Below are 22,593 nucleotides of genomic sequence, written 5' to 3'. Positions count from 1 at the left end.
TAGGGGGCCAATCCGACAATTAAGGAGGAATTTATTTCAAGTAAAAATAATTTCTTTAACTTTATTTTTAACTGGCAATACAATTGCTAGTTATTATGTGGCGAACACTGTTCGCCATTTTTTATATGTCCAATATCCGATAATAGGAATGGGTCTAGATTTTATGGAGGACGCTGCTCTCAGCTACAGCTAATCAATTCTAAATTTCTCAGCTTCTGCTGAGAAATATACATAAATTCTTCACTCTTAATTATTAATCCTTAATTTACAAGTAAGAGATGATTCATTCTTTTTAATAATTTTCATTTTATAATTTGTAATGAACCGTCCCCATATTTCAGATAGACAACCTTATCTAAAGTATTTTTTTTGTTTAATAAACAATAATTTAAAATGATTTTATAAAATCTAACTCTATTAATTAAACAAGATGTTTAAAAGTCTATTTTGTTCATCTTCATCATTTTTACCTTCTGGCAATAAATGAAATAAAACTTCATTTTCTCTCCATAACCCTCCAATGTCTTTCAGCATATACTCTGCACATTCCTTAAGTAATATAAATTGTGTTTCTAAGGAACTTTCTGAATACAACCTTGAAATAATTTCAAATAGAACAGGTTCTTGATTCTGAATAAGTTTTAAATGCAATTTTGGTTTTCCAATTTCCCAGACTTTAATATTAGCATAACAGGATAAAAACCAATCAACAGATGAATAAATAAAATATTTCGTATAAAGTCCATTATCATGAAGTCTATGCTCTAATTTATCGAGTATATGCTTAAAAGTAAATCTATACAGAGATATTTGTGAATCAGATAATTTATTTTTTGATGCCCATGTAGTTTGAATTTTCTTCAATAATTCTGATGTAATATTGTCTTTATCGTATAAAATATTGCAATTAAGATGAACAAGCAAAAACTCATTTAATGGGTTATCTAACATAAAATCTTCTTTAGATAAAAGCATACAGTCAACTGGAATGTCATTAATATGAAAATGAACTCCTGCAAAATTAGTAGACACAGGTTTATCAAAGATTACAGTTAAATCATAATCTCCGCCTACGGTCATATCTGTATAAGTTCTTCCACCATATTCTACTATACCTATAATATTTTCATTTTTCTTCAAATGCTCAATAAAACTCTCAATATTATCAAATGAATTTTTATCAACTAACAATTTATCCACCTTCCCTTATTACATACATTATTTCAATATAATATAAATAAGTAAATTAATCAATATGGTATAAATGAAAAAAATTTACAGCATTATTTTGAAGTGAAATTAGTCAAAGTCATCTAGTTTCAATTATATAAGGGGATGATTTATTTTTTTAAATAAAATTGATAAATAAATCCTATAATTTTTAATGAACCATCCCTATATCTACAGCAATTAAGAATTAAGTATGAAGAATGAAGAATTAAGGTGGAAATTAAATCTTTACGAATTAATTTCTTTAACTCATTTTTTACTAGCAATGCAATTGCTAGCAACATTGTAGGGACGAATAGTGTTCGTCAGTTCTTTTTTCACATCTAAGGATTTCATGGAGAACACTGTTCTCCGCTACAGCTAATCAATGTTATAAACATATACACTAAATTCTAAAGGAACATATTTATACATGGATTTATCTTAATAAGAGCAAACTACAATAGAATCCAATAAAAGGACGGTGTAGTTTGAGCTTATGAAAAATAAAGCGGCAGAAAGAAATTTTAAGAAGATAAGAAATGAGTTTAATAATATTGAGAACATAGTAAAACATAGCAAATCTTATAATCTATGGGAGCATGAGGCAGCTATAAGAAAAAAACTTAGAATGTTAAATGAATACAAGGAATTAGATATTAAAAAATATAAAACAATTTGCAATAAATATCTAGAATTATTAAATTATGCGTCACAAAAGCTTTTACAGGATTATAATCATAAAAATAATACAAGTTTTAATTTTAGAGATATAGTTAAAGGGAAAGAAGGAGCATATCTTAAATCAGGGATTATGGGACTTCTTATTACGGAGCATATTCCTAAAATAGTGGCTAAGGAATTTGAGGAGATCTTTCCTTTAAACCCTAAGGATGAATATAAGGAAGTAAGGAAACTTAAAAGAAAGTTTTATCTTCATCTTGGCGAAACAAATACAGGGAAAACCTACAACTCAATACAAAGACTTAAAGAGTCTTCAAAGGGTATTTATCTTTCTCCACTAAGAATACTTGCTTTAGAAAATTATGAAAGGCTCAATAAAGAGGGAGTTAAATGTAATTTAATAACCGGTGAAGAAGAAATTATAATTGAAGGAGCGGAGCATATTTCTTGTACTATAGAGAAATTAAATATAAATGAAGAATATGAAATAGCTATAATAGATGAAATTCAAATGATAAATGATGATCAGAGGGGAGCATCATGGACCAGGGCATTATTAGCATTAAACTGTAAGGAAATACATGTTTGCGGTGCTATAAATTCGAAAGAATTATTAATAGATATATTAGAGGACTGTGGAGAAGAGTACGAAATAAAGGAATATAAAAGAAATATACCCCTTATCGCAGAGCATAAACAATTTTCTTATAAAGATGTCAAATCAGGAGATGCTCTAGTAGTATTTTCTAAAAAAAGAGTATTAGAATTAGGAAGCTTCTATTCAAATTTAGGAATAAAATCAAGTATGATATATGGAGATTTACCGCCGGAGGTTAGAAGGAAGCAGTATGAACAATTTATAAATGGGGAAAGTAGTATGCTAGTATCTACTGATGCTATCGGTATGGGCGTAAATTTACCTATAAGAAGAATAGTGTTTATGGAAATTAAAAAGTTTGATGGAAATGAAGTAAGATACTTAAACTCTCAAGAAGTAAAACAAATTGCAGGAAGAGCTGGAAGAAAGGGAATTTATGATGAGGGATTCGTAGCTTCTTATGGTAATACCCAAGAATTTATTAATGATAATTTAGAAATAAAAGATGAACTTATAGAATCAGCAGTTTTAGGGCCAAGTGAAGAAATTTTAAAAATTAAAACCTTACCGTTAAGAGAGAAATTAGCATTATGGAGCACTATGGAAGAAACTATACCCTATTATAGAAAGATGGACATAGGAGAATATTTAATTGTTTTAGATAGCATAAAAAATTATAAATTAGATGAAGTAATTCAATGGAAACTTTTAAAAATACCCTTCGATGTAAGCAATAAAGATATAATGAATTGTTTTCTCTATTATATGGACGAAATATTTATCTCTAAAACTAAGGAATTCTCAAAACCTACATATAAATTTAAAGACCTATATGAACTAGAAACATATTATCAAAAAATAAATTTATACTATTCATTTTCAAAAGTTTTTAACTTAAATTTTGATGAAGAATGGGTCTATGATGAAAGAATTAAGGTTAGCGAAGATATAAATCATATATTATTAAAAATATAACTTTAACTTCAAGGGACGGTTCATTCTTTTTCGCAAGACACTCTTGTATAAAAATCGGTTATGCAGATAACCTAATATTGATGTAACAAATCTGCAGTGATGTAGATTGAATTGACCAACACATAAGAAATCCCTCCAAACTTTACGGGCTTGGAGGGTAATAATATTTAGGCATATTGGAACGCCCACCAAACCACCGTTTTTTTATTTGGTAGGTATAGTCTCTATAATTTAAAAAGAACCGGAATGCAGATCATCAACCTACCGATTCCTGTTCTTTTATATGATTATAAATAAGGAAGTGTAACTTTCAATATGCCTAGACTGACAAGAACGGCAAATAGCACTATAATAGGTGCAATTATTTTGTTCGGTAAATCGAATTTGTTTATTATTCCTACAAAGAGTGATACCATTAGTAAAAATAAAAGAAAGCAAAGAATGAACAATTTGCTTCCTTTGATAAACAAAGTATAAAGTAGATACTCTGTAGCCCAAAAAGCGAAGATTATTATTAAAATTATGCCAATAAGATAACTTATCTTTTTTCTCATATTCCACCACCTTAAAATAATAAGGGGTATAAGAGTTTTATACCCCTTATTACATACATAAATAAAATTTCAGTTTTTATTAATAGCTGTATAAATAACCATATCTATCCTTATACCAATCGCCATACTTTCCAGAGAATGGATTGGAAATAGAACTGGTTTTAGAAATAGTGGAGTAGAATTTATTTACCATATTGCTTGACCACATAAACTGTACTTTCATGTATTGATTTTTGCTTTTATTCATGCCTGCAAAACAATCGTACATTCTCGAACGGTCAATACTTTTTAGCCAGTTCCAACCTAGCCCAACAACTGCCCCTACCGCAACGGATGTAATTGTTGCTGGGCCTCCTGTAATACCTAAAACACTGCAAATATAGGCAGATAATGCAGTACCTGCAGCACCAGTAGCCACTAGTTCAGCCAAATCTTTAAAAGCATTATAATTAGCACTAGCTGCCAAAATGGCTGCTGCGGTATCCCAAGTAAGGAAGTCTACTTCCAGAGTATATGTTCCAGATAGAATTTCGCCTAATGTTAAAGGCGAATGACCACTTGTTGTATCACGAACCCATGCTACTCCAATATTTCCTGAATATTGTACACTACCTGTAGTGGAAAGTGGCATAATAATAGAATTGGAAGATGGATAAGATGGTTGAGTTTCAACGGTTGCTTTAATTTCATCCATAGCCTTTTGAAATTTTAATCCAAAAGCTAAACCGTCCAATCCAAGACGAATTTCATCTTCCGTATAGTCATCAGTCTGAACGGAAAATGCCTTTTCAAATAGAACTTCGGCCTCTTTAATAGATAGTGCTTTAATTTGTTCTTTATCAAGGTCGATTAGTTCCTGAACATATTTACCCTCAACTGAATAGGGATTACGTTCTGCTGCAAATGCTGGTACTGCCATTGAAATACTCATCGATAATACAAGTATAAAACTCAAAATTTTTGTAGATAGTTTTTTCATTTTTATCCCCCTTTTCTGACTAAACTAGGTCAAGTAATTTACGTATTAATTTTCTTTTTAATCCAATAAGAACATCAAATTGAGAAAGACAAAATTCAAATTGTAATTAAAAAGTTATACATTAACCAATGGAATCACCTCCATAATATTGATATTATAATTACTTGTAACGTCATTGTATATTATCTAGTAATAATTGTAAAATATGTATATATTTTGCGATAATTTCAATCAATAATTGACATAATAGCCTAATCGTATTATTATACTAGGGTGTGTCTGAAAACTAGGTAGTGCACAAGACTTAAATTTTAGATATAATACTATAAAAAACTTCGAGGTTAAAATTATGACACAAAAGCGTTATGAAATATCGGATGAACAATGGAATCAAATAAAGGACTTATTTCCCGTGGCGAAAACAGGAAGACCTCCCCAAAATAATAGGGTAATGTTTAATGCAATACTATGGATTGCAAGAAGTTGTGCAGCATGGCGTGATTTGCCAGAACGTTTTGGCTCATGGAAAACAGTATATAGTCGTTTTTGTAAGTGGCGTGATGACGGCACTCTATTAATAATTTTTAAAGAGTTAGTCTCTGATGCAGATTATGAAAATTTAAGTATCAACTCAACATGTATAAAAGCCCACCAGCATAGTGCTGGTTTTAATCTTGCATCGTTCCAAGAAGAATGAAATTTAGAAACGCATGTTAATAGTCGTTTGATAATCTTATAGGTAATTATTATGCTTAATAGTAATTTAAATATTTTTTTGAATATATTTATACTAATAACGCAAATAATATGTTGTTTGTTTTTTAAAATTTTTTAAAATTTTTACTAAAGCCGTGTTCCAAATAGTGGAACATCTTGAACATTCATTAATAAATTAGTTCGTATTACTTGCATTATTCTTAAGATAGTTATATTCTTTTTAGATTCTATGTTTAAAACTTGCAATAATACATAGGATATTAATGCAGAGTAAATCTGTATTTTGAGTGCATTTTCATTGTGGTCTATCCAATGTTTAATTGTTAGGTATTGCTTAATACACTTGAAAAAGCACTCAATCTTCCATCGCATTTTATAAAGATAGATTATCTCCTTTGCACATATATTGCGCATATCTGTTAACAATCTTATCGTTACTTCTTGATTTTTTCTGTTAATATAAGTATAAGTAATTTCCCTATATATTCTTTGAATAGTATCTTTATCTTTATTTTTAATTGCTTCAGCACCTAATAATATATTTCAATCTTGAATATCATCTTTTGCAGTATGTGTTTCATCGCAATATGAAACCATAGCATCTGTATAAAGTGGAGTAATAAATTGAATATTATTATCATAAAGTTCATTATACTAGCTATATTTACGGTATCCTCTATCAAATAGATATATGCTTCCATCATTTTCAATAATATTATCTACACATTCTATGTCTCTAACCTTTGAATGAACTACATTTACTTTTTCAGGAATAAATTTTGTATGATTATAAAGTATATTATATTTAATTGAATATTTTTCACATTTATAATAAAGTTCAGGTGCCAATTTAGCAGCTATTTGAATTGTAGTAGAATCCATAATCTTTATATCTCCTAATTTTTTTGAAGATTCATTAAGACCAACTCTTTTTATAAAACAATTCACAATATCTTGAAAAACTTTTTCGAAAATTTCATAGTTTCTTTTCTCATTTTTACGAGATATTTGAGATATACTTGGCAAATTAAAAAGTTCTTACATATTTGGTGTCCCTTTATAAGTATCAACTAATTCATGAAGTGAGTTATAATTAGAAACCTGTAAAAATATTATTGACTTTATATGAGAAAAAGTATCAAAAGCTTTTGTTTTAAAATCATTATTGTACGCATTTTTTAAAAGATTTACTCTATTCTCAGAAATTGGTTTAATTAATTTTGTAAAAACTTTTCTTATTTTCCTAGTACTCATAATAAATTACCTCTCTTTTAATAATTTTAATAAGATTTTTATTAAAATGGCAATAAGTTTTCTTTAGGTAATTTAGGATATTTATTCAAAGATGCAACACTAAAACCCCTGAGGTGTGGTATAGTTTGGAGCAAGAATTAGTGAGCTTACACTAGTATTATAGAGATAAGCAATATAATTAAAATATTGTTTAATATCGCAGATATAGTTTCTTAGCATACTGCACCCTAGGGATTTAAATAGAAAATAGTTACAGGCTTAAATTTTATGGTTACTTTAATTTTATTTAAAATATGCAATTTTCTTATAAACCCTAGGGGTGGAAATTAATGCTGAGAAATATCCATAATTGTGAATTTTGCATTGTGAATTGAAATACTCAAAAGTGTAGCTATATTCAGCTATACATTAATTTTAAAAGTAGCTTATTTATAAGTACTAGTTATCTAATAAGCAATTATTTTCCTACATATATTAAAAAAATACATCATATTAATATGTAAGAGTTTGTTTTGAAGGGGATTTTAATGAATTTAGAAACATATATAAAAAATATGTACTTATATTTTACAGAAATAAATAAAGATATTTCTTTATTTCAATGGAATTGTATGGATCACCTAGCATATTCATTAAATTATAGAGAAAATAGAGTTTTTACAATTGAAGAACTAAAACTATATGATGGAACAAAAGGCAAACCAGCCTATATTGCAGTAGATGGAGTAGTTTATGATGTGAGTTATGAGGCCACTTGGGGCGGGGGAACTCATTATGGAGTTATGGCTGGAAATGACGTTAGTGAGGAATATAAAAATTGTCATAAAGAAAATCCTGTTATTAATAAATTAAATAAGGTTGGAGTACTTCAAAAATAAGGAGTTAAATATGACGGAATGTAAAATCAATAAAAATATAAAGAATAGAGTTATAGAGATGGTGGATAATGCTAAAAATAGACAGAAGAAAATGAATTTAATATGGATTGAAGCGACTGGCTGCTCAGGAAATATAATTTCATTTTTAAATGGAGATGCACCAGATCCCATATATTTTTTAAAGGAAGTTGTAAATTTAAAATATTCAAATAGCCTTATGGTGCCTCAAGGGGAACACGCAGTAAGGATATTAAATGAGGCATTAATGGAGGAATTTACATTAATAGTAGATGGTGCAATTGCTACAAAGGATAATGGTTCATTTAATTATACAAGCTATTGTAATGGTAGACCAGTTTCAGCTATGGAAGATGTTCGAAAAGCAGCAGATAAAGCAAAATATATTTTAGCTGTTGGAACTTGTGCGTCTTTTGGAGGAATATCTGCAGCAAAGCCTAATTTATCAAATTCAATAAGTTTAGGGGAATTTCTTTCTGATAAGAAAGTTATAAATTTACCAGGATGTCCTTGTCACCCTGATTGGTTAATGGGTACTATATCACATCTTATTTTATATGGAGAACCAGAATTAGATGAACTTAATAGACCTAAGATATTTTACGGAAATACAATTCATGATTATTGTGAGAGAAGATCTTTTTTTGAAAGAAAAATTTTTGCATCTTCTGTAGGAGAGGCTGGATGTTATTTTAAAATAGGATGCCGCGGACCAATCACAAAAGTAGATTGTCCTATTAGGAGATGGAATGAAAGAATAAATTGGCCTATAGGAGGTAATACACCATGTATTGGATGTGCACAAAAGGGATTTCCTGATGCAATGATGCCTTTTGTAAGGATAGAATAGGAGGGTGAACCTTGGGTAAAAAAGTAGTAATTAATCCTATGACAAGAATAAGTGGTTTTTTACAAATAGAGATAGAGATTGAGAATAATAAGGTAATTGAAGCTAAAAGCCAAGGAATGCTTTTTAGAGGATTTGAAAAAATGTTAAAGGGAAGGAATCCATCAGATGCTATATATTTTACAGAAAGAATATGTGGCATATGTTCTACTGCTCATTCAATAGGATCAGCAAGAGCATTAGAGAAGGCTTTTAACGTTGAAGTACCTCCAAATGAAAATATAATAAGAGATATACTGCATGGGTGTGAGTTTTTACAAAATCACTTAAGGCATTTTTATCAGTATACCTTACCGGATTATGTAAGTGGTTTTAATATAGACCCGCTTTATGAAGTGAACCATACGGATTTTAGAATACCAGAAGCCAGACAAAAAAGATTAATAGAAGATTATTTTATATCCACAGAATATAGTAAAAGGGCCCATAAGTTATTAGCATTATTAGGAGGAAAAGCACCTCATAATCATGGAGTTTTCTTAGGAGGGATTACGGTAATATTAGATGCTGAGAAATTGTTAGAAGCAAAAGCAATGCTATCAGAAATAAAAAGTTTTATAACCAATCGTATGGTAGAAGACATAGAAACTATATCTAAATACTATGAAGATTATTTTAAAATTGGAGCTAGTCAAGGAAATCTTATGTCCTTTGGATTATTTGACGACTATGGAGATATGTCTTATGTAAAGCCTAAGATAATTTTAAAGGATGGCAAAGAAATGAACATTGATAAGGATAAAATAACAGAAAATATTTATAAAAGCTGGTATGTTGGCGAAAAAGAAACTTTTACCTTTCAGGATGAAGGATGGATACCTGATTCACAGAAAAAGGAAGGGTACACATGGATTAAGGCTCCTAGGTATGAAGGAATTCCTATGGAAGTTGGTCCATTAGCTAGGACGTATATATCAGGAATTTATAGAAAAGGTAGCTCTACAATGAGTAGATTAGTTGCTAGGGTGCTTGAAGCTAAAAAAGTGGCAGAGACTATGGAAAGTTTATTAAACATTGTAGAATTAAAAGCTCCATCTAAGAAAAATTTTGTTATACCAGAGAGTGCAACTGGATATGGACTGCAAGACACTACAAGAGGGGCATTAGCTCACTTTATAGGAATAAAAGATAAGCAAATAGATAAATACACCATAATAACACCTAGCACATGGAATTTATCACCTAAGGATGACAAAGGTATAAGAGGTGCAATAGAAGAGGCACTTGTAGGAACTCATATACAAGATTTTAATAATCCAGTGGAAGTTGGAAGAATAGTAAGAAGTTTTGATCCTTGTGTATCCTGTGCTACTCATATGGTATCTAAAAATGCATCTACAGTTGAGATAAGGGTAGTGTAATGAAAAAAGTAATAGCTATAGGCAATAGAATAATGATGGATGATGCTATAGGAATAAAAATAGTAGAAGGTATTGAAGACGATTTGAAGCAATTAGGATTTAGTATTGTAATAGGGGAAACAGATATAGATTATACTCTAAATGAAATAAATGAAGGAGATTTTATTATTATTGTAGATTCAAGTTTAATGGGAGAAGATCCAGGAACCATTAATGTATCAAGCTTAAAGGATATTAAAGAATACAATGAAAAGACTTACTCTCTTCATCAAATGAGTTTAGTAAAAGTGCTAAGTGGTTCAGAGTTATTTAAAATAGATGGCTTACTTATAACTATTGAAGCTTCAGAAATAAATTTTGGAATGGAGCTTAGCAAAACTTTAAAAAATAAATTTGAGGCTATAAAAAATAAAGTATTAAAAGAAATTACTGCTTGCTCACAGGTGAAAAAGTATTAGATAACAGTTATTTACGGGGAAATACCAGATCTTATATCGGAAATAAGGCATATTGAGGGGAATGAAAAGATTTGATAGCAAGATTTATTGTAAGATTATATGGATTAGTTCAAGGAGTTGGATTTAGGCCCTATGTTTACAATGTTGCAATTAATTTTAATTTAAAGGGATGGGTAAGTAATGAAGGCTCATCTCTTATTCTTGATATAGAAGGAGAAAAACAAGATATTAAGAATGGTTTGATTAAAATAATAAAAACACCGCCACCAATATCACAAATAAAAAAGGTCACAGCTAAAAAAGAAACTCCTTACTATTATAAAGACTTTACTATAAGAAGTAGTAAAAGTAATAATGAAAACTCCAAGTTTTTACTCCCGGACATTGGAATTTGTAAAGATTGTATAAAAGATATTTATGATAAAGACTCTAAGTGGTACAAATATCCCTTTACTAGTTGTACAAACTGTGGACCAAGGTATTCAATTATAAAAGCCATTCCTTATGATAGAGAAAATACTACTATGAAAGAATTTCAATTTTGTGATCAATGTAAAACTATGTATAAAAATCCTAGTGATAGAAGGTTTCATGCTCAAACGCTGTGTTGTAGAAATTGTGGCCCAACATTAGAATTAATTGATAATAAAAGCAATAAAATAAATTGTGATGATCCTATTAGTGAAGTATCAAAGCTTATAAAAAGTGGAAACATTGTTGCTATAAAAGGAATAGGCGGGTTCCAGCTATGCTGCGATGGAAGTAACGATGAGGCTGTAAAAGAACTAAGAAGAAGAAAAAATAGACCTCATAAGCCTCTTGCTTTAATGACAAAGGACATAAAAACTGCTTATAGTTATGCATATATTAATGAGAAAGAAGTGGAAATCCTAAAATCAAAGGAAGCTCCAATTGTACTTCTTAAGAGTAAAGATAATAGAAAGCTATCCAAATATATTTCTCCTAATATGAATTCATTAGGTATAATGCTACCTTATACTCCACTTCATAGCTTAATTTTTCAATATGGATTAGAAGTGTTAGTTATGACTAGTGGAAATATTAGCGGAAATTCCATGGAGTATAAAAATAATCAAGCTACCCAAAATTTAAAGGAAATAGCAGATTATTTTTTAGTAAATGACAGAGAAATAGAAATACCAATAGATGATTCTGTAGTAAAAGTTCTAGATAATAAGCTTTTAATAAGTAGATTAGGAAGAGGATATGCACCTTATTACTTAAATTATGATATTGGTAATTATAATATTTTAGCTAGTGGCAGTGAAATGAAAAATACATTTTCACTATCTAACAATAATACAATACTTTTAGGTAAATATTGTGGAGATCTAAAGCATTTAAATGTATTTGAAGAATATATTCATAGCATTGAGAGTATAAAAAGTATATTGGATTATGACAACAAAGTTGTAGCTATAGACAAACACCCATATTTTAGCATTAGGGAATATTTTAAAAGTAAAGATTTAGAACTATTAGAAATTCAACATCATTTTGCCCATATGGTAAGTTGCATAGCCGAGCACAATATAAATGAGAGTGTAATTGCTGTTATCTATGATGGGATGGGATATGGAGATGATGGCAAAATATGGGGTGGAGAGTTTTTTATAGGTGATAAAAAAGCATATAGTAGAGTGGCTCATTATAAATATACTAATATTCAAGGTGGAGATAGTTCTATTAAAAATATTTATAAAATTGCCTTAAGCTATATAGAATTAATAAAAGATAAAAACTTAAGAGAGCGTGCAATAAACAATATAAAGAATTTTTTAAAAGAATTTATACCATATACTGAAGTGGAAAGTATTATTAAAAATCACTATATAGCCTTAAAAAATAATATAAATTGTTTTGAAACCTCAAGTATTGGAAGGCTGTTTGATGGAGTGGCATCAATATTAGGTATTAGACAAGTGGTAAGTTATGATGGACAAGGTGCTATAGAATTAGAAAACATAATAAAAGAAGGTATAACTGAAAGTTATAAATATAAGAATTCTTATGAGGATGAGATTATTAATATAGATATTATTTCAATAATTGAAGAAATAGTTTTAGATAAAATAAAGGGAATATCTAAAGGAATAATATCTGCTAAGTTTCATAATAGTTTAATAAAGATTACTACAGATATAGTTAAAACAATAAGAGATAGATTTAATTTAAATTCTGTAGTACTAAGTGGAGGAGTTTTTGAAAATAGATATCTATTAGAAAACTTAGTAAGAAAATTAAAGGTTGAAGGATTTAAAGTATATTTTAATGAAAAAGTTCCAATTAATGATGGAGGAATATCAGTAGGGCAGTTGGTAGCTTCAAATGAACTAATTAAGTCATGGAATTAGCTATTATTTTATTGAATATAGGTAAAGGGGATATTATGTGTTTAGCAATAGCAGGGGAAATAATAGAAATAACAAATAATAGGGCTTTAGTAGATGTAAAGGGAATAAGAATGTGGATTAATATAGATTTTATAGAGCACCCTAAGCTAGGTGACTATGTACTAATTCATGGAGGCTTTGGCATTGAAAAAATAGATAGTGAATATAAAGATTTTTTAGACGAGGTAATAGATGAGATATGTAGAGAATAAGAAAATATCTATTGATGATAAAAAATATGAAAATATATTATGTAAAATATCCAAGCTTAGCAAAAACATAGATAGAGAGAGAATAAATATAATGGAGGTCTGTGGAACTCACACTCATCTAATATATGAAAGTGGATTAAAGCAGTTATTACCAGAAAAAATCAACCTAATATCTGGACCAGGATGTCCTGTTTGTGTAACCTCTACATGCTTCATTGATAATGCAATAGATATAGGTAGAAATGGGGCTACAATTATAACCTTTGGTGATATTGCAAAAGTTAGAGGAAGTGTATGTTCTCTTATTGAGGAAAGAAACTTAAATTTAAAAGTTATATATTCTATGGACAAGGTTATAGATCTGTGTTTGAAAAATCCTTTGGAAGAATTTTTATTTGCCGGCGTAGGATTTGAAACTACTTCACCACTAATAGCATCAACAATAAAAAAAGCAAAGGAATATAATTTGAAAAATTTATGGTTTTATAATTCTTTAAAAATTATGCCTCCTATACTTGATAAAATACTAAGTTCATCATCTATAGATGGAATTATATTACCAGGGAATGTAGCAATAGTACAGGGGGAAGAGGGATTTAAAAAGATAGTTACAAAGTATAATATACCTTCTGTAATAGCTGGATTTTCTTATGAACATATTTTAGTATCAATATACTATATTTTAAAAGATATATATATGAAAGATTGTAGTTTTTATAATATCTATAAATCAGTAGTAAAAATAGAAGGAAACATTAAAAGTAAAAGAATTTTAGAAGATGTATTTTATTTGGATAGTGGATTGTGGAGAGGAATAGGAAATATTCCTAAATCTACACTACAAATAAGAGAAGAATACAAAAACTTTGATGGTAAAAACAAATTTAATATTAAGGAAGAAAAAGAAGATACTAAGGTATTAGGTTGTAGATGTAAAGATGTAATTATGGGAAAAATATCACCGGAAAAATGTGAACTATTTAAGAAACTATGCAATAGAGAAAATCCTATAGGACCTTGTATGGTATCTATGGAAGGTGCATGCCATTCAGCTTATAACTATAGTAAATAAGATATAATCGCTATATTAGAATAAATGGAGAATTGTTATGGAAAGAATAAGTTTGATTCATGGTGAAGGTGGAAAGCATACTCAAACATTGATAAAAGAAATCTTTTATAAAGAATTTAAAAATGAAACTTTACTTAAGGATAGGGATTCAGCAAACTTGACTATAAATTGCAATGAAATAGCTTTTACTACGGACTCTTTTGTAGTAAAGCCATTATTTTTTAATGGAGGTGATATTGGAAAACTTGCAGTTTGCGGTACTGTAAATGATTTAGTAACAAGCTTTTCAATACCTAAATTTTTAAGCTTGAGTTTTATTATAGAAGATGGATTTTTTATAAAAGATTTACGGAAAATAGTAAAATCTATTAGTGAAACTTCAGAGAAAGCAGGAGTTAGAATAGTAACAGGAGATACTAAGGTTGTTGAAAGGGGAAAGGTTGAGGGGATCTTCATAAATACATCTGGTATAGGACTTATAAAACATTCTATAATTGATGATATAAAAGTAGGAGATAAAATAATAATAACATCCACTATTGGTGAGCATGGTACTGACATAGCTATGAGTAGATATGGATTAGAAATAGAAGGGGATATTAAAAGTGATGTTTCGCCATTAAATGATTTAGTAGAAATTTTATATGAGTATAAAAATTATATAAGACTTTTAAAGGATCCTACAAGAGGAGGAATTGCTCAAGGTCTTAATGAAATATCACAAAAATATAAGGTAGGCATAGAAATTATAGAAGAAAATATACCAATAAGAGAAGAAGTAAAAAGCTTAAATGAAATGATAGGATTAGATCCTTATTATTTAGCATGTGAAGGTGTAATGATAATAATTGTAGAAAATAAAATTTCTAAAAATGTAATAAATAAGCTAACAACCTATGAAAAATATTCAAAAGCTGAAATTGTAGGAGAAGTTATAGAAGAAAATAAAGTTTATATAAAAAATAAATTTGGCGGAAAAAGAGTAGTAAGAGAATTAGAGTCTATAATGCTGCCTAGAATATGTTAAAGTATAATAAAAATGGCTGTTGATTTTTCAACAGCCATTTCATCAAATTTTAAAGTTCATATACAGCTATAAAACAATCAAAACCTTTCGTTTTTAATTGTTGAACTCTACTTTCAGCATTGGCTCTAACAGTATATGAGCCGGCAATAACTCTATAATATCCATCGTTGTAATCTATAAATACGTCATTTATACTAGCAGATTTTAATTCTTGAACCCTTCTATCAGCATTAGCTTTTTCACCATATGAACCAGCTACAACTCTATAGTAAGTGGTTGTCCCACCACCAGTTGACCCTCCAGAAGGTTCTTTTCCAGTCAATCCTTTAACTATAGCTCTTGCAAGTTTATCTGATCCTGCATTTTTGTATGAGCTACAATCTTTAGAAGTTGATACAAAGAAAGGTTCAATAATTATTGCATTCATACTAGTGGCAGATAATTCATATAAACCAGTAGAAGCTTTAGCTCCACGGTTTGAAAGTGATAATCTAGAAGCAATTTCTCTACTTATATTAACTGCATAGTTTTGTGCTGTTGATGAGCCGGTATAATACCAAACTTCACTTCCAGTAGCAACATCAGTAGTATAGGCATTAGCGTGGCAGCTAATAAATAAATCTGCTCCCCAGCTATTAGCTTCACTAACACCTGCACTAAGTGCTGAACTAGAGCTTGAATATTTTCCTTCAGTAGCATTAAAAAACTTTACTGTATGCCCCATATCCTGTAGATATTTAACAACTTTAGGTGCATATTCTCTTATCACTGTATACTCATTTAAATAACCAACTGCTGAAGTATTGTTACCGTTTGCTAAAATCTCATGACCATATCTTAGGAAAATTTTCATTTTAATAAACCTCCCATATATTTCATTTTTTTAGTTGATTAACTAATAAGAACGAAATTTTAGCAAAAGTGTAAACATTTATTATGAAGATTATTTTAAACTAAATAAAAATAATATATGAAAAGATATTAAATCTAGAAAAGTCTTTATGTTAACAGACTGTTCTAGTTAAAAATAATATATTTTAATATTATTCCTTTTTAGTAATGATATAAGATTTTATATCTTCTATATCTTTTTTTACGTCTTCAATTAATTTTAGTTTGTCCGTGAGGCTAGAGATTATTTCTTGATATTTAGACTCTCTTTCTTCTTGTTTTAAATCTCTTTTTTCTTGCATTTTTAGTATATAAAATATAAGTGCCACACTTAAAAGTGCCCATATACCATGAGAAGAAGCTAATTCTATTAATTTACTCTCCATATTTTACTCCTTATCTAATTAATATTTTTTAAAGTTAGTAAAGCCATATTTATAGCTTGTCTACATATATTTTAGTCCTTAGTAATTTCAATATAACTATAGCTCCTAATAAACTTTAGTATTAAAAATTTTCTTTATATTTTGTAACACGTTTTAACATATCTTTTATCCAAATAATCTCTTCTTCGTCATAGTATCTACAATCAGTATATATATTTAAATTCAATTCTGTGTTTTCATAGAATAGAGTTCTTGTTTTCTTATAAATAAATATATTTATTTTTTAATGTCATGTTAATATAAGGTGCTATATATCCATTTTAAATATAAAAATAAGTGATAAAGATCAATCTTTATCACTTGTTTTTTATTAATACAATTATTCGATGCCTAATTTTTCAGCAGCTTCTTTAGGAATATCTTCTTTTTGAACTTCTTCATATGTTTTTACTGATTCACCTTTCAAAGTAAGCTTTAAGAAAGCGCCTTCACGAAGTTGCTGCATACCTGTGAAAGTAATAACTTTTTCTTTACCTTCTTTGTCATATGCAGGTAATTCATACTCTCTGCTTTCCATAGCCTTACCATTATCATCTTTTTGTGGAGCTCCTTCTCCTTCAATTACTACATAGTAATAACTTTTGCTTGCAAAAGGATTATATCTATCACTACAGCCAGCCAATACCATAGGAACTATCAATATTATCATAAGAATTGGAATCAATTTTTTCATTTTAACGCCTCCTGTTAATTGATGATATAAGTATAGCATACACAATGCATTGTTAAATGACTCTAACCTTACAAAAGTGTAATTATTTCTTACATTTTTATAAGATTAAGCTTACCATTAATTCACAATTCAGAATTGATTACTGTAGCGGAGAACAGTGTTCTCCAGAAAACCTAGACCCATTCCTATTATTAGATATTGGACATATAAAAAATGGCGAACAATGTTCGCCGCTACAAAAGTCATTTAAAGAAATTAGTTTGATTAAAACTAATTTCAACCACAATTCTTCATCTTTCATACTTAATTCTTAATTGTTGTTGATATAGGGACGGTTCATTATAAAATATAAAATAAAAATTACTAAAAAGAATGAACCGTCCCCTATTTATATTTATGTAGATAAAAATGGTTTAATCAAAATATTAAATATCTATAAGAATTTTTATTAAAAAACTTAATATAATAATATGTGAAAGCAATAAAATCTATTGCTTTTTCATGGGAATTATATTAAACTTTCGTAATGTAGGGAACTTTTTATGAAAAAAACATAATAATGTTCACTTATATAAGTCTAGCGATATGGGCTAGATGTTTCTACTGAGCTACCGTAAATAGTTCTATACTATAAGTGCAAGGATTATTATTACGAATTCTACAGAAAATCTTTAAGGGAGATGATTATTTTGAAGTACGATGTAATAATAGTAGGAGCAGGTCCATCTGGAATTTTTGCAGCACTAGAATTAGTAAGGCAAAAAGCTAATAAAAAAATTTTAGTGGTTGAAGAAGGAAGAAGTATTGATAAAAGATATTGTCCTAAGGAAAAAACAAAAAAATGCGTTTCTTGTAAACCATATTGCCATATTACTACAGGATTTTCAGGAGCTGGCGCTTTTTCTGATGGAAAATTATCTTTAAGTTATGAAGTAGGAGGGGATTTGCCTACTCTTATAGGAACTGATAAGGCACAAGAATTTATTGATTATACTGATGGTATTTATCTTGAATTTGGTGCAGATACAAAGGTAGAAGGTATAGGAAATACTGAAGAAGTTAAAGAAATAAGAAGAAAAGCTATAGAAGGTGGACTAAAGTTAGTTGATTGCCCAATAAGGCATTTGGGAACAGAAAAAGCACAGGAAATATATTTAAAGATACAAAATTTCTTGTTAGATTCGGGAGTAGAGATAAGGTTTGATACCTTAGTTAAAGATATAGTTGTTGAAAATGGCGAAATTGAAGGTGTAATCTTAACTGATTCAAAAACCAAAACTAATGAAGAAACTGTTTTAGGCAATAAAGTTATAATGGCAACAGGAAGAAAAGGTGCTGATTGGCTTAAAGACATGTGTATTAAACATGGAATTAAACATTCTGCTGGAACTGTAGATATTGGAGTCCGTGTAGAACTTAGAAATGAAGTTATGGAAAGTGTAAATAATGTACTTTATGAATCTAAGCTTATAGGATATCCAGCGCCTTTTAATGATAAGGTTAGAACCTTTTGCCAAAACCCGGGAGGGTTTGTTAGCCAAGAGAACTATGATAATAATTTGGCTATAGTTAATGGTCATTCTTATAAAGATAAAAAATCAGAAAATACAAATTTGGCTATATTAAGCTCGCATAACTTTGCAGAACCTTTTAATGAGCCTATAGAATACGGTAAAAAGGTGGCTGAACTAGTTAATATGTTAGGCAATGGTAGAATATTAGTCCAAAGATATGGTGACATATTGGATGGAAAGCGAACTTGGGAACATGAGCTATACCAATCAAATGTTAAACATACCTTACCAGATGCAGAAGCAGGAGATTTAACCTCTGCAATGCCATATAGAACTATGACTAATATATTAAATTTTATTAAAGCTATGAACACTATAGTACCAGGATTTGCAAGTAGAGAAACATTACTATATGGACCGGAAATTAAGTTTTATAGTAATAAAATTGATATTGATGAAAAATTTGAAACTAATATAAAAGGACTTTACTGTTTAGGAGACTCAAGTGGATGGACTAGAGGATTAATGATGGCTTCCGTCATGGGAGTATTAATGGGAAGAAATATTTGTGAAAAATAATAAAAGCGTGGCTAATGTCACGCTTTTATTATTTTAAAAAAATTTATCTAAGTTGATAAAGGATTAAATTATTTAAATCACAACTTAAATAATGGAAAATAATTTTAGTATATTCTAAATTTCATTAAGTAAATTTTAAATAACGATTTTAAAGTTAATTAAAAACAGAATATTAAATGAAAAATAAAATTGATAGTAATTATATTTTAAAAATTACTATCAATTTATAGAACTATGTTTGTAGATATGAACATATTAAAAAATTATTAGCATTTTAATTCTGTATTATACTTTTGTAACAATCTAATAAAATGATTTGCTTCTCTTAACACATGATCTCCCAATAGAGGCAATATAATGCTTTTAATATTGCAGCCTAATAATCCTTCTGTAAGATTTGCTTTAAAACCTCTAAAATCTCTTGTCGAATTTAAAGTTTTTTCTGTTAACCTTAAAATATCAGGACAAGTCTTCATTGTGTTCTTAGCTTCATTTAGTAGGTTTTCAAATTCTTTTGCAAATTTATCAGAAATACTCATTAATTCTTTCTCTACTGGATCTAATAATCCTCTAATTACTTCTGCATGCTCTAACATAATTCTATCCCAGAACGTCTCTTCTATTAAAGCAGCATCCATCAAATCAATATTTTGATAATTTTGTAATCTTGTTAATTGTTCAACATAAAATTCTGCTTCTCTTGCCATATGATCAATATATGATGAATAGTTAAAAGTGAATATTTGACAAGTAGCTAAATCGTTTAATATTTCCTCTTCAAAGTCTATAAGTTGGGAAGTAAAATAAATAATTCTTTTATTTAAAAAAGAAACTCTGCTTTCAAGAATACCAGGAAAATTATACTGAGGATTTGTAATTAATCCTAATTGAACTTCAGTAATTGTAGTATTTATAGGTATTCCAGTAAAATATTCAGTAGTAAGTTCAGCATCTAATGTAAAGCTTGTAACAAATTCTCCAAAACGCATAACTTCAGGGGGAACAACATTCCTTGATAGTATTACGGTTTCCCATAACAACCTGTCAAGTACTGATCTCAATTGGGCAGCCTCTCTCATTCTATCCACATCTTTTTGAGTAAAAGCAGCTTCTAAAAAAAATGCATGTTCTTTTCGNNTGAATTCTAAGAAAAAACAAATTTAATTCTAAAGAGTTTTCTATGAACTCTTCTCTTGACAACATAACCTCTCTTGATAACATAATATTTCTCCTAATATTATTTACTATTACATATAATATTAATTGTTAATGGGAAATGTTACATTTTTGGAGGGGATTTACTGACAATCTATGATATCATGATATCTTCACTAGATTGTAATATAATGGAGCTTGTTAAGGTTAAGTATTGTAAGAACTTCATTAGAACTTTAAATGTTTTAGAAGTTTGTAGCACGTCTAATGTAAAACATAGGATTTATCTTTGGTTAGTCATTTTCTTTCATATGTTTAAGTATGAGGATTACTATTAAGTATATTTTAAATAGTAGTTTTAAAGTAAATTAAAGATATAATATTAAATTAAAATTACTATCAGTTTAATATAAATATGGTTATGGATATGGAAATGCTAAAAAATTCTTAGTATTTATAAGATTTTAGCACTTTAATGTTTTGTTATACTTTTCTAGCAATCTAAGGAAATGATTTGCTTCTCTTAATACATGGTCTCCTAATAGAGGAAGTATAAGACCATGAATTGTGCAGCCCAATAAACCTTTAGTAGCATCTCTTTTAAAGTCTCTAATGTTTTCTGTTGAAGTCATAGTTTCTTTTGTTAGATTTAAAAGAGTATCACAAGCCTTCATTGCATTTTGAGCTTCTGCTAGTAGCCTCTCAAATTCTTTTGCGAAATTGTTGGAAACACCTATTAATTTTTCTTCTGTTGGATCCAATAATCCTCTAATGAATAGTGAATGCTCTGCCATAATTCTATCCCAGAATACTTCTTGTTCTGCAGCTTCATCCATTAAATGAAGAAATTGATTATTTTGTAATCTTGTTAATAACGTAACAAAAAGCTCAGCTTCTCTTAATATGTGGTCAATAAGTAATTGATAATTGAAAGTAAATATTCTGCAATTAACTACATCTTCTAATAGTCTTCTCTTAAAATCTATAAGCCTATTAGTTAAATAAATAGCTCTTTTATTTAAGAAAGTAACTCTATTTTCAAGAGCACCAGGGATTTCATATTCCGGACCCGGAATCATCCCTAATTGGAGTCTAGTAAGGTTGGTATTTATAGGTATTCCAGTTAAAGATTCAGTGGAGAGTTCAGCATCTAATGTAAATTCTGTAAAAAATTCTCCAGAGCGCATGACCTCAGAAGGAATGACATTCTTTGATAGTCTTATGGCTTCTAATAATAGTTGATCAAAGCTTCTTCTAAAATAAGCTGCTTCTTCAATTCTATCTGGATTTTTTGGTGTGAATCCAGCCTCTAAAAAAGTTGAATGCTCCTTTTGGATCCTAAGAAAAAATAAATTTAATTCTAAAGACATTTCTATAAATTCTTCCCGTGAAAACATTGCCTCTCTTGATAACATAATACTTCTCCTAATATTGTTTACTACTACATATAATATTAATTATAAGTTAATATGTTACACAAAAGGTATTTATTTACTTAAAAGTTATTCTCATCATGAGCTGCTGAATTATCATATAATAAAATTTATTTATAGAATTTTATTTATCAATTGATTAAATTGCATTAAAGGGGTGTAAAATAGTATAATACTGTAATATATTTGCATAAGGCATATGAAAAGGAGGAAATTATGATACTACATAAAGGAACTTTAGGATTAGATATAGAAGAATGTGAAGAAATTAAAGAAAAGCTAGGTAATGGAGCGACCTTATATGATTCATTTTTAAAAGTAGTTAAAGAGAGAGAACCATCTTTTGATGTAAAGAGAATAGCGTCTATCCAAACACCTGTTAAAGAAATTGCATTATCCTTTCAACTAATGGAAATTTTAAAAGAAAAAAAGAAAGAAAAATAAACTAAAATGTAATGACTAAAGTTAAAGAAAGTACTTATATGAACAATATAGGGTTCCACACTCGAAAATTTAGCTTATGCATGATTTTAACTTCCATAACAGAAATTCTTTTCTACAGATGAAAAATTAAGAATGAAAGAT

The 22,593-nt window shown here is 28.8% G+C and carries 23 protein-coding genes and 1 riboswitch; of the genes, 13 read left to right on the top strand and 10 right to left on the bottom strand.

The genetic code is table 11. The annotated features are described in order from the left end of the window. The coding region (locus tag B2W91_RS11195; RefSeq protein WP_291580867.1) for a hypothetical protein at window positions 1-193 on the top strand (193 nt) is incomplete at its 5' end. Between the two features lie 224 nt (window positions 194-417). Here the strand turns inward: B2W91_RS11195 and B2W91_RS11190 are convergent. Next, the gene (locus B2W91_RS11190) at window positions 418-1,191 is read right to left on the bottom strand and encodes a hypothetical protein (RefSeq protein ID WP_291580864.1); all 774 of its coding nucleotides are present in this window, start codon (window positions 1,189-1,191) and stop codon (window positions 418-420) included. Between the two features lie 517 nt (window positions 1,192-1,708). Here B2W91_RS11190 and B2W91_RS11185 point away from each other — a divergent pair. Beyond that, window positions 1,709-3,466: a helicase-related protein gene (locus tag B2W91_RS11185; protein WP_291580861.1), complete on the top strand. Its 1,758-nt coding sequence runs from the start codon at window positions 1,709-1,711 to the stop codon at window positions 3,464-3,466. 633 nt (window positions 3,467-4,099) lie between these two features. Here the strand turns inward: B2W91_RS11185 and B2W91_RS11180 are convergent. Then, window positions 4,100-4,999 (bottom strand): hypothetical protein, encoded by a 900-nt coding sequence (locus B2W91_RS11180; protein ID WP_291580858.1) that lies wholly within the window; start codon window positions 4,997-4,999, stop codon window positions 4,100-4,102. Between the two features lie 349 nt (window positions 5,000-5,348). Here B2W91_RS11180 and B2W91_RS11175 point away from each other — a divergent pair, with 349 nt between their 5' ends. After that, window positions 5,349-5,696 carry an IS5 family transposase gene (locus B2W91_RS11175; RefSeq protein ID WP_291580855.1) on the top strand — a complete coding sequence of 116 codons (348 nt, stop codon included), beginning with the start codon at window positions 5,349-5,351 and terminating at the stop codon, window positions 5,694-5,696. A 146-nt stretch (window positions 5,697-5,842) separates the two neighbouring features. Here B2W91_RS11175 and B2W91_RS21060 read toward each other — a convergent pair whose 3' ends face one another. The 3 genes from B2W91_RS21060 to B2W91_RS11165 form a co-directional block, all read right to left on the bottom strand. Further along, complete coding sequence (locus B2W91_RS21060) at window positions 5,843-6,211, bottom strand: transposase (RefSeq protein WP_414633123.1); 369 nt, start codon at window positions 6,209-6,211, stop codon at window positions 5,843-5,845. Window positions 6,212-6,370: 159 nt separating this feature from the next. Next, window positions 6,371-6,742 (bottom strand): hypothetical protein, encoded by a 372-nt coding sequence (locus tag B2W91_RS11170; protein ID WP_291580854.1) that lies wholly within the window; start codon window positions 6,740-6,742, stop codon window positions 6,371-6,373. 12 nt (window positions 6,743-6,754) lie between these two features. Then, on the bottom strand, window positions 6,755-6,970 hold the full coding sequence (locus B2W91_RS11165; protein WP_291580851.1) for a DUF4372 domain-containing protein: 216 nt from the start codon (window positions 6,968-6,970) through the stop codon (window positions 6,755-6,757). A 527-nt stretch (window positions 6,971-7,497) separates the two neighbouring features. Here B2W91_RS11165 and B2W91_RS11160 point away from each other — a divergent pair. The 8 genes from B2W91_RS11160 to hypE all read left to right on the top strand — a co-directional run bounded on the left by B2W91_RS11160 (window position 7,498) and on the right by hypE (window position 15,317). After that, complete coding sequence (locus tag B2W91_RS11160) at window positions 7,498-7,848, top strand: cytochrome b5 domain-containing protein (protein ID WP_291580848.1); 351 nt, start codon at window positions 7,498-7,500, stop codon at window positions 7,846-7,848. Between the two features lie 10 nt (window positions 7,849-7,858). Beyond that, on the top strand, window positions 7,859-8,716 hold the full coding sequence (locus B2W91_RS11155) for a hydrogenase small subunit (protein WP_291580846.1): 858 nt from the start codon (window positions 7,859-7,861) through the stop codon (window positions 8,714-8,716). A gap of 11 nt (window positions 8,717-8,727) precedes the next feature. Beyond that, a complete protein-coding gene (locus B2W91_RS11150; RefSeq protein ID WP_291580843.1) occupies window positions 8,728-10,134 on the top strand; it encodes a nickel-dependent hydrogenase large subunit in 1,407 nt (468 codons plus the stop codon). Then, entirely contained in the window at window positions 10,134-10,592 is a 459-nt protein-coding gene (locus tag B2W91_RS11145) for a hydrogenase maturation protease (protein WP_291580841.1), read from the top strand. Before B2W91_RS11150 ends, B2W91_RS11145 begins: the two co-directional genes overlap by 1 nt. Before the next feature lie 71 nt (window positions 10,593-10,663). Continuing rightward, window positions 10,664-12,967: a carbamoyltransferase HypF gene (gene hypF / locus B2W91_RS11140; RefSeq protein WP_291580838.1), complete on the top strand. Its 2,304-nt coding sequence runs from the start codon at window positions 10,664-10,666 to the stop codon at window positions 12,965-12,967. A 35-nt stretch (window positions 12,968-13,002) separates the two neighbouring features. Beyond that, window positions 13,003-13,218, top strand: a complete 216-nt coding sequence (locus B2W91_RS11135) for a HypC/HybG/HupF family hydrogenase formation chaperone (RefSeq protein ID WP_291580836.1) — start codon at window positions 13,003-13,005, stop codon at window positions 13,216-13,218. Then, entirely contained in the window at window positions 13,199-14,290 is a 1,092-nt protein-coding gene (gene hypD, locus B2W91_RS11130; RefSeq protein ID WP_291580834.1) for a hydrogenase formation protein HypD, read from the top strand. The genes B2W91_RS11135 and hypD overlap by 20 nt, the downstream gene beginning before the upstream one ends. A gap of 37 nt (window positions 14,291-14,327) precedes the next feature. Next, on the top strand, window positions 14,328-15,317 hold the full coding sequence (gene hypE / locus B2W91_RS11125) for a hydrogenase expression/formation protein HypE (RefSeq protein WP_291580831.1): 990 nt from the start codon (window positions 14,328-14,330) through the stop codon (window positions 15,315-15,317). Window positions 15,318-15,366: 49 nt separating this feature from the next. Here the strand turns inward: hypE and B2W91_RS11120 are convergent, their stop codons facing one another. The 3 genes from B2W91_RS11120 to B2W91_RS11110 form a co-directional block, all read right to left on the bottom strand. After that, window positions 15,367-16,170 carry an N-acetylmuramoyl-L-alanine amidase gene (locus B2W91_RS11120; RefSeq protein WP_291580828.1) on the bottom strand — a complete coding sequence of 268 codons (804 nt, stop codon included), beginning with the start codon at window positions 16,168-16,170 and terminating at the stop codon, window positions 15,367-15,369. A gap of 190 nt (window positions 16,171-16,360) precedes the next feature. Further along, complete coding sequence (locus B2W91_RS11115; RefSeq protein WP_291580825.1) at window positions 16,361-16,594, bottom strand: BhlA/UviB family holin-like peptide; 234 nt, start codon at window positions 16,592-16,594, stop codon at window positions 16,361-16,363. A gap of 379 nt (window positions 16,595-16,973) precedes the next feature. Beyond that, complete coding sequence (locus B2W91_RS11110; protein WP_291580820.1) at window positions 16,974-17,327, bottom strand: YxeA family protein; 354 nt, start codon at window positions 17,325-17,327, stop codon at window positions 16,974-16,976. 547 nt (window positions 17,328-17,874) lie between these two features. Then, window positions 17,875-17,978, top strand: a riboswitch (purine riboswitch). 38 nt (window positions 17,979-18,016) lie between these two features. Here B2W91_RS11110 and B2W91_RS11105 point away from each other — a divergent pair. Further along, on the top strand, window positions 18,017-19,420 hold the full coding sequence (locus tag B2W91_RS11105; RefSeq protein WP_291580818.1) for an NAD(P)/FAD-dependent oxidoreductase: 1,404 nt from the start codon (window positions 18,017-18,019) through the stop codon (window positions 19,418-19,420). Window positions 19,421-19,686: 266 nt separating this feature from the next. Here the strand turns inward: B2W91_RS11105 and B2W91_RS11100 are convergent, their stop codons facing one another. Together B2W91_RS11100 and B2W91_RS11095 are read right to left on the bottom strand one after the other, a co-directional pair. Continuing rightward, window positions 19,687-20,580, bottom strand: a complete 894-nt coding sequence (locus tag B2W91_RS11100; protein ID WP_291580869.1) for a DUF2935 domain-containing protein — start codon at window positions 20,578-20,580, stop codon at window positions 19,687-19,689. 459 nt (window positions 20,581-21,039) lie between these two features. Then, the gene (locus B2W91_RS11095; protein ID WP_291580816.1) at window positions 21,040-21,990 is read right to left on the bottom strand and encodes a DUF2935 domain-containing protein; all 951 of its coding nucleotides are present in this window, start codon (window positions 21,988-21,990) and stop codon (window positions 21,040-21,042) included. Between the two features lie 234 nt (window positions 21,991-22,224). On the opposite strand from B2W91_RS11095, the gene B2W91_RS11090 reads away from it, so the two are divergent. Further along, the gene (locus B2W91_RS11090; protein WP_291580814.1) at window positions 22,225-22,452 is read left to right on the top strand and encodes a hypothetical protein; all 228 of its coding nucleotides are present in this window, start codon (window positions 22,225-22,227) and stop codon (window positions 22,450-22,452) included. The last annotated feature ends 141 nt before the right edge of the window (window positions 22,453-22,593 follow it).

It is taken from the genome of Clostridium sp. UBA6640, from assembly GCF_002455975.1.
In the GTDB taxonomy this organism is placed as follows: Bacteria; Bacillota; Clostridia; order Clostridiales; family Clostridiaceae; genus Clostridium_J.
Note: the sequence above shows the minus strand (reverse complement) of the source record. Positions and strands in the feature narration are given on the sequence as shown.